This is a genomic window from Priestia iocasae (assembly GCF_016909075.1).
In the GTDB taxonomy this organism is placed as follows: domain Bacteria; phylum Bacillota; class Bacilli; order Bacillales; family Bacillaceae_H; genus Priestia; species Priestia iocasae.
The window spans coordinates 414709-429691 of sequence record NZ_JAFBFC010000004.1; the positions used below are offsets into that span (position 1 = coordinate 414709).

Annotated in this window: 18 protein-coding genes; 7 read left to right on the forward strand and 11 right to left on the reverse strand. The window is 35.2% G+C overall.

What is annotated here, in order from left to right; translation table 11 throughout:
* Positions 1 to 160 precede the first annotated feature (160 nt).
* The 3 genes from JOC83_RS13240 (at position 161) to JOC83_RS20045 (ending at position 1756) form a co-directional block, all read left to right on the forward strand.
* Positions 161 to 718 carry a hypothetical protein gene (locus JOC83_RS13240; protein WP_205187800.1) on the forward strand — a complete coding sequence of 186 codons (558 nt, stop codon included), beginning with the start codon at positions 161 to 163 and terminating at the stop codon, positions 716 to 718.
* A gap of 255 nt (positions 719 to 973) precedes the next feature.
* The gene (locus JOC83_RS20280; RefSeq protein ID WP_338038923.1) at positions 974 to 1255 is read left to right on the forward strand and encodes an MATE family efflux transporter; all 282 of its coding nucleotides are present in this window, start codon (positions 974 to 976) and stop codon (positions 1253 to 1255) included.
* Positions 1256 to 1432: 177 nt separating this feature from the next.
* Complete coding sequence (locus JOC83_RS20045) at positions 1433 to 1756, forward strand: MATE family efflux transporter (protein ID WP_239583507.1); 324 nt, start codon at positions 1433 to 1435, stop codon at positions 1754 to 1756.
* 279 nt (positions 1757 to 2035) lie between these two features.
* Here JOC83_RS20045 and JOC83_RS13250 read toward each other — a convergent pair whose 3' ends face one another.
* Both JOC83_RS13250 and JOC83_RS13255 read right to left on the reverse strand, forming a co-directional pair.
* The gene (locus JOC83_RS13250; RefSeq protein ID WP_205187802.1) at positions 2036 to 2182 is read right to left on the reverse strand and encodes a hypothetical protein; all 147 of its coding nucleotides are present in this window, start codon (positions 2180 to 2182) and stop codon (positions 2036 to 2038) included.
* A 151-nt stretch (positions 2183 to 2333) separates the two neighbouring features.
* Complete coding sequence (locus JOC83_RS13255; protein ID WP_205187803.1) at positions 2334 to 4055, reverse strand: ABC transporter ATP-binding protein; 1722 nt, start codon at positions 4053 to 4055, stop codon at positions 2334 to 2336.
* A gap of 185 nt (positions 4056 to 4240) precedes the next feature.
* Here JOC83_RS13255 and JOC83_RS13260 point away from each other — a divergent pair, with 185 nt between their 5' ends.
* A complete protein-coding gene (locus tag JOC83_RS13260; protein WP_205187805.1) occupies positions 4241 to 5323 on the forward strand; it encodes an S-layer homology domain-containing protein in 1083 nt (360 codons plus the stop codon).
* Between the two features lie 143 nt (positions 5324 to 5466).
* Complete coding sequence (locus JOC83_RS13265; protein WP_205187807.1) at positions 5467 to 5649, forward strand: spore germination protein; 183 nt, start codon at positions 5467 to 5469, stop codon at positions 5647 to 5649.
* Positions 5650 to 5749: 100 nt separating this feature from the next.
* Here the strand turns inward: JOC83_RS13265 and JOC83_RS13270 are convergent, their stop codons facing one another.
* From JOC83_RS13270 to JOC83_RS13285, 4 genes are all read right to left on the reverse strand, one after another.
* Entirely contained in the window at positions 5750 to 6805 is a 1056-nt protein-coding gene (locus JOC83_RS13270; RefSeq protein WP_205187808.1) for a copper resistance D family protein, read from the reverse strand.
* A gap of 13 nt (positions 6806 to 6818) precedes the next feature.
* Complete coding sequence (locus tag JOC83_RS13275) at positions 6819 to 7355, reverse strand: copper resistance CopC family protein (RefSeq protein ID WP_205187810.1); 537 nt, start codon at positions 7353 to 7355, stop codon at positions 6819 to 6821.
* Between the two features lie 158 nt (positions 7356 to 7513).
* A complete protein-coding gene (locus tag JOC83_RS13280) occupies positions 7514 to 7690 on the reverse strand; it encodes a hypothetical protein (RefSeq protein ID WP_205187812.1) in 177 nt (58 codons plus the stop codon).
* Positions 7691 to 7845: 155 nt separating this feature from the next.
* Positions 7846 to 8127, reverse strand: a complete 282-nt coding sequence (locus JOC83_RS13285; RefSeq protein ID WP_205187813.1) for a Fe-S cluster assembly protein HesB — start codon at positions 8125 to 8127, stop codon at positions 7846 to 7848.
* 185 nt (positions 8128 to 8312) lie between these two features.
* Between JOC83_RS13285 and JOC83_RS13290 the strand changes: the two genes are divergently transcribed.
* The gene (locus JOC83_RS13290) at positions 8313 to 8750 is read left to right on the forward strand and encodes a Dps family protein (RefSeq protein ID WP_205187815.1); all 438 of its coding nucleotides are present in this window, start codon (positions 8313 to 8315) and stop codon (positions 8748 to 8750) included.
* A gap of 103 nt (positions 8751 to 8853) precedes the next feature.
* Here JOC83_RS13290 and JOC83_RS13295 read toward each other — a convergent pair whose 3' ends face one another.
* From JOC83_RS13295 to JOC83_RS13315, 5 genes are all read right to left on the reverse strand, one after another.
* Positions 8854 to 9126: a hypothetical protein gene (locus tag JOC83_RS13295; RefSeq protein ID WP_205187817.1), complete on the reverse strand. Its 273-nt coding sequence runs from the start codon at positions 9124 to 9126 to the stop codon at positions 8854 to 8856.
* Positions 9127 to 9192: 66 nt separating this feature from the next.
* A complete protein-coding gene (locus tag JOC83_RS13300; protein ID WP_205187819.1) occupies positions 9193 to 9666 on the reverse strand; it encodes a hypothetical protein in 474 nt (157 codons plus the stop codon).
* 263 nt (positions 9667 to 9929) lie between these two features.
* Entirely contained in the window at positions 9930 to 10505 is a 576-nt protein-coding gene (locus tag JOC83_RS13305; RefSeq protein WP_205187820.1) for a hypothetical protein, read from the reverse strand.
* Between the two features lie 216 nt (positions 10506 to 10721).
* The gene (gene amyS, locus JOC83_RS13310; protein WP_205187822.1) at positions 10722 to 12272 is read right to left on the reverse strand and encodes an alpha-amylase; all 1551 of its coding nucleotides are present in this window, start codon (positions 12270 to 12272) and stop codon (positions 10722 to 10724) included.
* Between the two features lie 342 nt (positions 12273 to 12614).
* A complete protein-coding gene (locus JOC83_RS13315; RefSeq protein WP_205187823.1) occupies positions 12615 to 14039 on the reverse strand; it encodes an NAD-dependent succinate-semialdehyde dehydrogenase in 1425 nt (474 codons plus the stop codon).
* A 234-nt stretch (positions 14040 to 14273) separates the two neighbouring features.
* Between JOC83_RS13315 and JOC83_RS13320 the strand changes: the two genes are divergently transcribed.
* The gene (locus JOC83_RS13320; RefSeq protein ID WP_378912924.1) at positions 14274 to 14900 is read left to right on the forward strand and encodes a spore coat protein; all 627 of its coding nucleotides are present in this window, start codon (positions 14274 to 14276) and stop codon (positions 14898 to 14900) included.
* The last annotated feature ends 83 nt before the right edge of the window (positions 14901 to 14983 follow it).

Consider the following 14983-nt stretch of genomic DNA (forward strand, 5'->3'; position numbering starts at 1 on the left):
AGTGCTTTTCTACTTTTAACTATAAAACATATTTGTGAAAGAAAAATGAAATTATCCTTTTTATTTCATTTTCTATTTACAAAAAAATTGAATGAAGGTATTATATTGAAAATAAGAATCATTACTATTTATTTTTGCATATAGGAAGGATTAGACCGTGATGAACGAACTATTAAGATTCGAGCATGTCTCGAAAACCATTTACAATAAAAAGGTTTTAGAAAACCTCTCTTTCTCCCTTTTCAACAATGAATCTCTTGAGATTGTTTGTAGTAACCATCTCGAAAAAGAAACACTTTTACACTTACTATTATTGCGTGATCAACCTGATAATGGAGACATTTACCTAAATAACAAGGCTTTGTTAAAAATGAAAGCGCGTGAACGTCGCTTAGCGCAGCAACAAATCCTATTAATCGATGATCATACCATCAATTCCTTGTATAACGATTTTCTCGTTGCTCCTGCTTCCTTAAAGTCTCTCCTTCTTATTTACGATGTTTCATTTAAAATAGAGATGGAAAAAACAGCGCATATGATGTTCATAAAAAAACTAAAAGAGCGATTTCAGATCTCATTGCTTTATTTATCTTATGACCAGAAGAGCCATTTAGATAGTACTCGCACACTGATTTTAAAAGAAGGAAGAGTTGTTAAAAGAAATTCATTTGTAAATAAAAAATACCTTACTAACGATAAGAAGGTATACAAAAATTGAAAAAGAAAATAACGTCTAAAACTTATTTAGCTTTAGCTTTGTCTCTCACCATTTCGACCTTCTCAACCCCTTTTTTAGGTGCTGTGAATACAGCGGTCGTTATCTAATCGAGCTTATATTGACGGAGTAGCAATCGCATCCTTAATCTTTAACACTTTATACTGACTATTTGGCTTTTTACATGTTAGTACGTTTGGCTTTACTTCACAAGCTTTTGGTGCTCGCAATTTACAAGAACAAACATTATCATGTATTCTGCCAATGATTATTGCTTCGGTCATGGCGGCCCTATTTTTGTTGCTACAACAACCCATTCAACATGTTGTTTTTATTATGATGAAAACCGAACCCTCGGTATGGGCGTTTGCTGCTGACTATTATGATATTCGAATTTGGGGTGCTCCGTTTGCTTTACTAAATTACTGTATATTGGGATGGTTAATTGGAGCTTCAAATGTAAAAAAGCTCTCTGTTTTTACAACTTTACATGAACCTATTAAACATTGCATTAGATTTTGTTTCAAATTCATTATTTAATTGCTTATCTGTTTGATGGACTAGCAAATGCTAGTAGTATTCTTGTAGGAAAGGCATTTGAAGTACGAGACACGTTATTCTACAATACAATACCGTTCTGCAACTTTCTTTTCGATGGTCGCTTATTATTTCTTGTATGGTGGCATTCTTGTTTTTTTTTACTGAGCGATAATCTTTTTGTTTACAACAATTGATAGTGTATTACTTCTAACTCATGAATATAAATGGTGGATGATTTTATTCCCATTTGTTGCATTTTGGGGCCTTATGTTAAATGGCATCTTTTCAGGTGCAACAGAAGCAAGACCAATTCGTGATTCTTTAATTCTTTCTTTGCTCGTATTCATCGCATCACTTTACGTGTTTGTATCTACTTGGGATAATCACGGACTATGGTTTTCGTTTATTTTATTTACACTTGCTCGTTCTGTCTTTTTAGCGATGTTTACACCTAAATTATCAAAAAAGGTCATTCAAAGCGACTTTTATCATTCAATCTAAAAAGCTGTGTCAAATAGGGTGAACCTACTTGGCACAGCTTTTTTTACGCAAAATGAATAGATATTTTTAAACAATGAAACATTCATTGCTCTTTTAACATGTATATGATTTATATCTTTTTGTTGTCAACATTCTATAAACAAAGAGCTTCATATATATGTTTAAAAGAGATGTAAGTGAAAAGGTTGCTTAGAGAAGTAATAAAATAAGAGGAACTAACTAAAAAGCTTGAAGATACAAGTTAGAAGCACCATAATCTAATTTTCTTAGCTAATTCAATTATTTTTGCAATTTGTCCAGCTCTACGACTAATACATTTTTAAAATTTGGATTTGTCGTAGCCAGTAACTCACACGTTCCATTACGATAAATGTGCATAATTTTATACTCCTGTTTATTATACATAACATGATCTCCTAATTTCATGGCCATCTCTCCTTATTATTTGTTTGAAAATTATAAATTTTTAATAATTTATCATTAATTTCACTACAATGCAAGTACTTTTTTAGATTCTTCTATTCTTTCGACAAAATAACAAAAGAGTCGTCCAAAAACGACTCTTTTTACATACCCATTACGATAACGTGCTAAACTGCTGATTGACGAGTACACGGTAAAAATCATGATGCTGTAACAGTTCATGATGAGTACCAACACCCGTCACTTTTCCATCTTGAATCACAACAATCTGATCCGCCTTAACAATTGTTGATAATCGATGAGCGATTACCAGTGAGGTACGATCCTTCATAATACTTTCTAACGCTTCTTGCACAAGCTTTTCAGATTCAGAGTCAAGACTTGCTGTCGCCTCATCTAAGAGAAGAAATTGAGGATTCCGTAAAAGCGCACGGGCAATCGCAATTCGTTGACGCTGACCTCCAGATAAATTGATGCCTCTTTCACCAATCATTGTGTCATATCCTTGAGTAAACGCAGAAATAAAATCATGGGCATTTGCCATTTTCGCAGCTTCAATGATTTCAACATCCGCTACCTTTCTTTCCAATCCGTACGTTAAGTTCTCTCGAATGGTTCCAGCTAAAATAGGAGAATCTTGCTGTACATAACTAAACAATTGACGCCACGAATACAGATTGATTTGTTCAGAACGTTGCCCGTTTAAACGTATTTCTCCAGATTGCGGTTCGTAAAATCGTTCAATTAAAGAAAATATCGTTGACTTTCCTGCTCCGCTTGGACCCACAAAAGCCGTTACTGTTCCTTTTCGCGCTTCAAATGTAATATCTTCTAAAACGACTTTGTCGTCATATTGAAAACGAACAGAATCAAACGACAATGTTCCAGCTTCTTGAAGAGATAAGCCGCTCTCATAATCTTCTTCTTTTTCTTCTAAAATCTCAAAAATGCGTTCAGATGCGCCTTTTGTTTGTTGAAAGCTTGTGACAAAACGCGTAAGTGAACCAACAGGAACCATAATTTGAAATAAGTATAAAACAAACGCTACAAGCTCTCCTGCGCTAATTAACCCTTGGCTAACGCGATAAGAGCCGAATCCAACGATTGTAATGAGTACGGCTGTCATCACCGCGCTAATAATTGGGGAAATAATGGCTTCAATTTTAGCACGCTTAATACCAAATGAATAAAGCGATTGAAACGTTTTAACACCTGATGAAAACTCTTTTTCTTCTGAATTGTAAGCTTTAATGAGGCGAATCTCGCTTAGCATTTGTGCTAAAAAAGCGGTTAGCTTTGACATATGATCTTGTTGTTCACGTGCAATTTTATGTACCTTTCTTGCAAGAGGCATGATCAGTAAAAACATAATGGGTATAACGGCTAATAAAATAAATGTCATTGGAACATCTAGGGTGAACAAGATGATAACGGCGACAATAATTGATAAAATATTTTTCACAAAATCAATCATCTCTGTCGATAATAGATTCATGACAATTGTTGTATCGTTTGTAATGCGACTCACCATTTCACCCGAGCGGTTACGGTCATAATACGAAACCGGTAAACGAATCAACGTATTCCAAAGTTTAGTGCGAAGTTCACGCACGACCCCTTGCCCTACTTGTGCTAATAAATAAAGCGAAACAGCACTTGTAATCATTTGTATAAGAAATAGGATGATGATGCCACCAATCAGACTAGGTGTAAGCCCTGTACGAATCGTATCCATTACTTGTTTAATAAGAAGTGGGATCGATAAAGCGGTAGCTGTATTTATTAACGATAAAATAAGTGAAATCATTAATTTGCCAATTGGTGGCCGTGTTAACATCCACAACTTGTTGAATTGAAAACTTGATTGTTCTTTCATTTTTAACCTCTTCTCTCTTTATTCACTTTTCTATTTTACTCGATTCTAGTGAAATTATTGAAATGATTCGCTTCATTTAACAGCAGGTTTTTAAACTTAAAGGAAAAATTTAGCATGATGACAAAATTTCAATATAATAGTAGAATCTTTACTGTAATGACATATTTTTTAAAAGGAGTTAAGAAATGAAAAAAAAGCGTTTATTAACAGCACTCTTACTTTCATGTACCCTTGCTCTATCTGTTACATCCGTACATGCTGCTGATAAAACGGTCGATTCTTACTTAGCATATGACATTGTAGATCATAGCGCGTACGAAGAGATGGATGATTTCTTAGCAGCAGATATTATTGATGGAATGGTTGATGAAGATGGTGCTGTAGCCGTAAAACCAAACCAATCGATTACACGCGCGCAATTCACTAAAATTTTAGTCAATGCGTTAGGTCTAACAGTTGCTCCAAACACAAAAACATTTTCAGATGTAAAAAAACTAGATTGGCATTATGAATACATAACCATTGCTAGTAGTTTAGGTATTGTGACAGGACGTCCTGATGGAAAGTTTTATCCATATGAACAAATTAAACGTGAGCATATGGCTGTCATGATTCATCGAGCGTTTAAAAAGAGCGTAACGTTCAAAAATACGAACAAACCGTTCAAAGATGTTCCTTCTTCACACTGGGCGTATCAAGAAATCCATGAGTCTTCATCAGTAGGTATCATTAACGGATACACTGCAACAAATGAATTTCGTCCACTGAAGAACGCAACAAGAGCTCAAGCTGTTTTAATGATTCACCGTGCTTTAAAACAAGAAACGAAAAACCTACCAAATGCTCAAGCAATCACTAGTCTTGTCAAGCAGCAGATTGACAAAGAAAATCAGCTTGTTAAAGTGAACGATTTTTCAGGACTTACAGCTTTATATAATCAACATACAACCGGATTTTATAAAGTTGCTGGACTTGATTCACTTGAAATGCTTCAGTTTTTTGTCAATGATTTAGGAGCTAAATTTTCAGTTGAGCCTATTGGGACCTATTCAATCTCTGTTAAGCATTTAAATGATCGATATGTTCAAGTTGAAACAAAGGATATGAAGCAAAAAGTCAACGTTGAAATCGAAACGTCTAAAGTTGAAGAAGTGTTAGATGTTTCAGGTATCTATTCATTGAAAAAAGAAGCATCTGGCGCATGGAAAATTTATAATTTTGTCCCGAATGATGAATCCTTAGCAGGTTATCCTCTATTTGGATTTTAAAATGTAGGAATCTCTTTTTCCCCCTTGTTGCAAAGCAAGGGTCTTTCTTTTTGTCTAACTACTAGTGCTCGCATTTGTTTCTCACGTCTATACAAGCATGACAAGTTACGCATATAGTAATAAAAAAGAAAGGTTTGACATTCATGCCTGTTTTTATTAAAAGTGTTTGTATTAAGAATGTAACTGGTGGCATTGTAAATTTTGGTGATATTTTTTGCATCTGTCCAAAAACAACAGAAAAAACCATTACGGGATCAGGCTCTTCTAATAGTACTCCTATAGATGCGCTCAGTGCATCTATTGAAGCAATGAATTCTGAAGAGTAATGTCATTCAACTATCATTTTATTTTAAAAAGCACTAAAAAAGCCCTTTCCTACTGATCTATTTCACTTTCTTAGGTTTAGTAGGCAATGGGCTTTTTCATTTAGATGCGAATACTCGTTAGTACACTAATATAAAGGGCGAAAATAAGTAAGAAGCTGCACAACACGCTCATCCATACATTCATTTTCTTATATACACCTATCACTAAGTAACTAGCAAACAACAAGGCTATCGCTAAAAATAGCACTCCCATTACAGTCACTTCTATTTGCAATGGCAATGAAACGGATTGACCATAAATCAAAGGGAAGATCATTGAATGGGTAGCGATATGCTCAATATTCAATGGTGGTGATTGTGTGGTCATGATTGCCGTCCACAAAAAAACGAGCAATAGTATGATACTTTCTCCACGTATCCAATGAATGGGACTAAAATGATGGTTATGTTGGACCTTTCGACTAAGAAGACCATTAATTATGGCAAACAATAAAAGTGGTGCAATCGTTAGGTGCTTTAATAATAAAGCATGACCATAGGGAGTAGACCATGAATTCACATATTGATCAAGGCCAACAATCAGCCACATAATAAGAAGACCTGTAGAAAATGATAGTACCACACAAGCAATGGCGATAGGTGTAAACCAGCTTAAAAACGCCTTCCATTGTTTATTCGGTTTTGCAAACCAGCCAACATGAAACACAATCCCAGCCCATGTTGCAACCGTCAAAAAGTGGATAAGGTGTGCACCTAGCCCAATCCATACATTTTGAGATGCTGCATGACTCGAATATGAAAGTGCAAGTAACAGCCCGATTGTAAAAGTCATTTGAATATGCTTATAGCTCTGTAAATAAAGAGACAATGCTAATAACATAGCAAGAAACGTTAAAACAAACCACGCTTGGCCCACTCTCGTTTCTGTGACGACAAGAAAGAGTGTTTTGGTTACTTGCTGCTGACCAGAAAGAGCGACAGCAACACTCCATACGTTCCCAAAAGCAAAAAGCGGAATAAATAACGCAAACACAATCAGAAGCTTTTCAGGAACACGAAGAGGTGGCTTTTTGTTCTCTGGTATGTATAGTAAAATACTCCAACCTAACAAAATCGACACACTAATAGAGGTTAGCCACTCTAAAATGGTTAACATTCCCTCTATCATTTTATCCGTTCTTTCTCTTTCGTAAGAATAGTAAGAGAGCTGTTCCAATCATAAACAATAGTACGATAAACAAGATAAAAAATAGCGGTGTAGATGTGATCGTTTCAGTCTCACCTTGCGTATTCTTATTTTCTTCTTCAGCTGGTACAACAGGTTCCTCGGCTTCCTCAGCTTCTTCAGTCGCAACTTTTTCTATATTTACTTCAAAAGAAATGCGATCTTCTATAACATGCCCGTCTTCTCCAACAATTTTCCAATCTACTTGGTATTTTCCATTTTCTAATGGGTTACTAACCTTTCCAATTAATGAATTATTTGTAACCGTTTGAGTTTGAAGCTCTATATTTTCACCGTCTCTTGTTAAGGTCATCGTACTTAATTTTTCAATTGGAGTATCAAATCTTAACACAATTTCTTCAACATTTTCATTTAGAATGGTTCCATCTTCGGGGTTGGACGATTCTAAATGCGTATGTGCATAACCTACGCTTGGTATAAAAATAAGCAGTGCACATAAAATCATCATGACTCTTTTCAATTGTATCAGCCTTTCTATTTGGATATATCTTCATTATGAACGCGTTCTTATCATATCAAACAACTATTTTTGAATCAAAACATATTCATGACTGTCACAAAAGTTTCACTTCAAAAAAAATGATTGCCTCTTTTAATAGAGACAATCCCCTTTTGAATTTAACCTTGAAAATGATAACGTTTCATTTTATGTTCTAAAAAGATTCTTTCTACTAGAGAATTCAACTGTTTCTGATACACTTCTTTATCAGCATCTGTACTAGCTTCACGCATTTTTTTCTTTAGGATTTTAATTTGTTCTCTCTGTTCAATTGTTACATGATGAGACAGTATCATGGCTTTTCATCCCTTTCATGCTCTTTATTCAATTGAACCAATTTTTAACAAATGCTTCAATGAATTTGTCAGCGAACCTAACAGCAAAAAGGTGCTTGAACAGAGAAATGGTCACTTCACATATATTTAAGAGAGAAAAAGTGCCTTTCATGTTTTTACATGGTTGATTTGGCACCGACAAGCGCAAGTCCTGGGCCATATGGTGTTGTATGAACATCAAGTATCAGCTCACCTGTAAATGGAAGAATTTCTTGTTGAATGGATACTTTGATTCCATTAATCAGTTGCACGTTATCCCCTTCTTCTTCGTCTTGAAACGCTAAACCAATGTTTGGGATTTCACAGCTAATGCCTTTAAAAAACAAGCGAATTCCTTCTATTCCTTGCTCTTGCAAGACTTCTACAACTAGTTCTTTTGCTTTTTTCGTAATAATCATCATAAATACTCCTTTATTTTTATCAGCACATTTAACATCATATACCTTTTCTATTTCACATTATAAGAGAAAAATACCCAAAGTCTATATATAATTACTTATTAATAATAATTATTAAATAGTATTGATTTTAATTTTATATTTGTTATAATTAAATAACAACAAAGATCTTAGGAGGAATAATAATGAATTTAGAACAAGTATTAAATGTACAAATTGCAAACTGGAACGTTCTCTATACAAAGCTTCATCACTTTCACTGGTATGTAAAAGGGCCACAATTCTTTACTCTTCATAATAAATTTGAAGAACTGTTTGGAGAAGCAGCTCAGTATGTAGATGAGTATGCAGAGCGGTTACTTAGTATTGGTGGTAAACCTATTTCCACATTACGTGATTACTTAGAACAATCTACAATTGCAGAAGCTGCTGAAGAGAAAACTGCTGAAGAAATAATTCAAGCAGTCATTGACGATTACACTATTTTAATTTATGAATTAAAAGAAGGAATTAAAGTAGCCGAAAACCAACATGATGCTGTAACTGCAGACATGTTTATTGAAACTATCGGTACTCTTGAAAAGAATATTTGGATGCTAAAATCCACTTTGATGATAGCTTAAAAACCTTTAAGTTTGTCTTATGTGTAAAAAAAGTCCTCTGCCAATATAATGAGCAGAGGACTTTCTTATTTATATAGAAAAAGGTTGATTTAGCGTTATCGATCTATTTTAAAAACTTTTTTACCGTTTGAGTATCGTTTGGGGTAAAAATTGTTTTTGATTCTATTTTATTTGTTACTAAGTCAGGAAGCTCATCATGTGTTTTACCTAATAATAAATTTAAGTTTGTCATCATTTGTACAAACTCATCATTATTAAGCATGTGTTTTGCATGTAAGTAACAGCTGATGGCATAAGCAAGTGCACTTGTGTCAACTATAACGGATACATCTACATCTGAATTCCCACTATTGACTACCTTAGAATCATTACGCAAGATGTTTCCCCCCCTTTGTAAGTATAAGTAGGACATACCTTTCTATCTATTTACTTAAAGTCAGCTTTATCTAGATTTTCTTTTATTTTCGTTCTTGCTTTTATTTTCGTTCTTGCTTTTATTTTCGTTCTTGCTTTTATTTTCGTTCTTGCTTTTGTTGTCGTTTTTGTTCTCGTTATCATTGTCGTTATCATTGTCGTTGTCATTGTCATTATCGTTGTCATTATCGTTGTCATTATCGTTGTCATTATCAATCTTATTTTTGCTTTCAACTTTATTTCGGTTTTTACTTACAGCTTCTGAATTTGTTGTAGCTTTTTGTCCTTTTTGTGTTTGTTCTCCTTTTTGCTCTTGATCTGTATCTAGAGTTTGTGCAGACTCTGCATTGGAATCAATATGAACGTGAACATTTGCATTCCCGATATTTTCAATATGAACAGAATTAGATCCGTCTGTTGTATCATTGATTAGTCCATGTCCGTATTTCTTTTTTTTGCAACGGTGACAATGTGGTTTATGATGTGGTTTATGATAATACAAGTGATTTCCCCCTTATAAAGTATACTATATGATATGTTTTAGGTACTTAATTGAACAGGCATCTGTCTTAGGACAAGTGCTCATTTTTTGAAATTTTCATCACTATCATGTGAAACAGAAGGGAAAATCATAAACGTTCAACTATTTACTTTTTTTGCTTCATACAAAATAGACCGTTATTCAACTCATTATTACTGAGTTAAATGACGGTCTACCATAAATGAGGGTGTCTCAAAAGAGCCCTCTCCCCTTTTGAGACACCCTCATTTCTTTACTTGTAAACTTTTTCGTTGTTGTAGCCAAATGAAAAAAGCACCAGCGTCTCTAACATTATGTTTGATAACACCTTCATATACATCCTCACTCGTATAATAACGACGATACCCATTTTGCTGTTTTAAAGATAAAATCAAGCTTCGTTTGTCATCTGTCATCATTGACTTTAAACGTTGCTGCTTTTTTAGTTGCTCTCTTACTAATTCAGTTGAAACTAACCAAATATCAAACTTCCATTCTCTTTCTAAAAGGTCTGCATACATTCCCCAATATAACCCTTTAGGTAAATGAGAGGTCGTAGCAATCCGTTCATTACGATACACCATTTTTTTCGCTTCGAAACTCATTGTTAGTTCTCTACCTAATTGAAAAAAATCCTCTTCCAACATGACATCATTTCCAATATACACATCAATATCTCGCCATGTCATCACATCTAAATCATAACTACCAATAATAAGAGGGTTACCGTATTTCTTTAAAATAGAAAGTAAATCGTAATCATCTAATAAATCCGTTGCTTCCAGCCTTAATTCACTCGATTGTAACAGCAACTCGTTCATGTTTGTTACTCCTATCCTCAATAAGTTGGTTATGTAGATTATTCGACTTCTTTCGTTTGAAATCCTTTTTTCTAGCAATCCATTTTATTGATAAATAAACGAGAAAAAGAGTAACATCCCTTCCCCATTATCCATTCATGTAACTGGATAGATGGAACAGGGGATGTAGATAACGCTGTTAAATGAGCACTTTTCACTCATTTTGATAACGTTTGATTATTGTTGTATATACACAGAAACAGATCCACCATTGACATGGAATTGTCCCCACCCATCAGCATTAATGGTGATCTTATCTGCTCTATTACCTGTCAAGTCATACCATACTTCACCTGCATTTTGCTTTCCAACATACATCCATTTTGATCCGCCTGGTCCATCTGTAATAAGAGTAGCCAAGCCAGATTTTGCTTTTGTACTATCTCCTTCTCGTGTCCAGCCAATCACATCCCAGTGATCGATGTAGTTATGTTGCGTACCATATGCATAATCTTTTCGCGCCTTTAATAGTGGCTCAAGCTTTGTTTTTAATGCTGGGATTTCATACGTACTACTTCCTTTTGTTCCGTACATGTCACCATAAAATACGCTTGGATATCCTTCTGCTCTTGTTAAAATGAATGCATAGGCAAGAGGCTTAAACCAAGGTTGAACAACCGATTCTAATGATTGACCAGGTTGAGAGTCATGATTCTCAACTAATGTTACAGCTTTTGATGGATGAGCAGAAACCACTGTACCATTTAATAAATTCCTCATATCATAATTTCCACCTGATTGAGATGCATAATGGAAATTATAATGTAAAGGTGCATCAAAAACAGAATGATTATAATTGACTTTTGCTAAATAGTTATTAATAGCATTCACATCATTTTGCCAATATTCTGCGACCGTAAACATTTCTTTTCCAGTTTGTGTACGAACGTGATTCACCCAATCTCCTAAATAGGAGTGCTTAATATGCTTAACCGCATCCAAACGAAAGCCATCTAATCCAACTTCATTGGCGTACCATACGCCCCAATTTTTCATTTCACTCGCTACATCTGGGTGATCAAAATCGACATCTGCATACATTAAGTAATCATAGTTCCCATTTTCAGTTGAAACCTCCCAATCCCACGCTTTACCTGTACCTCTAAATTTATAAATACGACTTAAGCTTCGAGATTGATCCCAATCGGTTCCATCAAAGTGATACCATTGCCATTTAAAAGAGCTGTGTGTGTTACCGCGTCCAGGAAAGTTAAAGCCTGTCCAAGCTTGAATCGTATAATCACCGGATGTTTCTTGATTTCGATTTGATGAATTCACTTCAACGGCTGTAACATTTTGCGTATAATCTGCCCCACCTTTATGGTTCATCACAACATCACCATATACTTGAATGCCGTTGCTTTTAAGAGTACTAACTGCAGATTTTAATTCTGCTTTCGTTCCATACTTGGTTCGAATGGTTCCTTTTTGATTATATTCACCAAGGTCATACAAATCGTACGCTCCATATCCTACATCATTTTGGCTCGTTCCTTTATAAGCTGGTGGCGTCCAAACCGCTGTCACACCAATACTTTTTAAATAGGAAGCATCTGTGCGCAAACGGTTCCAATGTTGTCCATCATTAGGTAAGTACCATTCAAAGTATTGCATCATCGTTCCATTCGTTGCTGCTGCCTCGGCTTTATTGTTCGGTGCAAACGTTAGCACCACAAGCAATAAAGAAAGAACTAAACTAAGTAGCTTTTTTGTTACATGCTGTTTCATCTATTCATCTCCTCCACCTTTATGTAAGCGCTTCATATAGTTAAATTATTGATAAAGGTGAAGAAATCCTTCTTGTTTTTTTAAAAATGATCTTTGTTTTACGAGTTTCTTTATTTAGCTCAAACTGACTTATTATACGACTACTTTTATCTATTAATAGAAAATAGAAAGGAGAAAAGCACTAAAAAAGCTATGTGAGACGGAGGAAAATGACGCTCCACTTCACATAGCCTACAAGATACAATCGAAGAGTGTTGTGTTAAAAGCTTTTCTTATATGAACGCGTCCTAACCGTTCATATAAAACCATGAGGATGACTGCGTTTTAACAATCATTTCTCTTTTATAAAGATAATGAAATATATTTGACTTCTAAATATTCATCCATCCCCCAATGGCCTCCCTCACGACCTAAACCACTTTCTTTAAATCCACCAAATGGGGCTTGAGCTGTAGAAGGTGCTCCATCATTCACGCCAACAATTCCGTATTCTAGTTGCTCAGAAATCGAAATGGCTTCACGGATATTTTCAGTAAACACATAGGCAGCTAATCCATACGGTGAATTGTTTGCTCTCTTAATCACTTCCTCTTCGGTTGTGAAGGTTGTAATAGGTGCAAGTGGTCCAAATGTTTCTTCGAACATACATTGCATGTCATCCGTGACATCCGAAATAACGGTTGGCTCCATAAAACTCCCATTGCCTACTTGAATTTCATGACCGCCTGTTAATAATGTGCCGCCTTTGTCAATTGCATCCTTCACATGCTCTTTTACTTTGTTTAATGCATCTTCGTCAATTAAAGGACCTACGTCTGTACCCTCTTCTAGTCCATTCCCTACTTTTAACTGTTGAACGGCTTTTGTAAACTGCTTCGTAAACGATTCTGCGATTTCTTCGTGTACGTATATACGATTTGTACAAATACACGTTTGACCCGCATTTCGAAACTTTGAAGCTATCACTCCTTGTACAGCTTTTTCGATATCTGCATGCTTTGTAACAATAAACGGTGCATGTCCACCTAGTTCTAGGGACAGTTTTTTTACGGTTTCAGCGGCACTTTTCATTAACATTTTTCCAACTTCCGTTGAGCCAGTGAATGAAATTTTTCGTACACGCTCATCTTTCATCCACGCCTCACTAATCTCGCTTGCGCTACCTGTGATGACATTAATCACCCCATTTGGTATACCTGCTTGATCAGCTAGTTCAATTAATTTTAGTGCTGTAAGCGGTGTTTGAGACGCAGGTTTGACAACAGCGGTACAACCTGCTGCTAATGCCGGTGCCACTTTTCTAGTTATCATGGCAGCAGGGAAATTCCATGGAGTAATGGCAGCGATGACTCCGACTGGTTGTTTATGTACAAAAATTCGCTTATTTGGAGCTGATGCCGGAACCGTTTCACCATAAATGCGCTTTCCTTCTTCTGCATACCAAGAAATAAAGTTATTTGCATATGTGATTTCACCTAATGCTTCTTTCTTTGGTTTTCCTTGTTCTTTTGTCATTAAAGTGGCCAGTTCATCTTTGTGCTCATCAATAAGTGCGTACCAATTCATTAATAAAGTACTTCTCTCTTCTGCCGTCTTCTTCGACCATGTTTGAAATGCATCATATGCTGCATCAACAGCTAACGCTGCTTCTTTTTTGCCTCCTTTTGGAACCGCTGTTATCACTTCGTTTGTTGCTGGATTTGTAACACTAATCGTTTCGGTTGTTTTTAACCATTCTCCATTTATATAAATCGCATCAAGTGGCATGTTCATGATCTCCTTTCTTTTTCTTTAATATATGTTTATCCGCTTTTTCATATGGCAAACTTTTTATTTATTGTAAACCCTTTCAATGAGATAATCATCTACTCACTGAATAAATTTTTATTTAATTTTTTAGCACATAGTTTTATTAAATCGTTTTTCATTACCAGGATTTTTTTTATCTCTCTTAACCAAAATAAATACGTACTTTATTATTCAGGAGGTTTTCTTATGAATATGAACAATCAAATGCATGAGAATATGCATACTGGTCAAGTTCCACAACAAATGAATCACGGTGGACACGAAATGTTTGATGTGCATGAAACGTTAGCTGGATATATTAACGTCCTGGATCAATTTATGATGTTTCGACAATTTGTACAAGATCAAGAGCTGCTCTCTATTCTTGATCATCAATATTCGTTTATTTTAGATGAATACAATATGCTAACACAGTCATTTTCATCTGGACAAAAGCCACCGCATCCAACTCAAACTTATAACATGTCTCAAAGCCATGACTTTGTCTATGGGTTAAAACCATCTCAGCCAAAAAAGCCAAACCAATCGATGAATGACATTAAAGATGCTGGAATTTCAGGACATATGCTAGGCTTGGTTAAAGCACACGCCTCTCTTTTAACCATGACGGGTTTAGAGATTACCAATCCTATCATTCGCCGTATGTTTGCCGATACTGTACCAAATTGGATGGAAATGGCTTATGATATCTCTCTTTATCAAAATAAAAGACATTATTATCAAGTACCACAGTTAGCTCAACAAGATATGCAACAAATGATGACTAGCTTTGTGCCAAGTCAAGAAACACCGCAAATGCCGCCAAATCAGACACATTAAAAAAGCCATCTCAAAGAGAATCTTAGGCGTTCTCTTTGAGATGGTTTTCTTTTAGTTCAAAACACTTATTTTATATGACAATT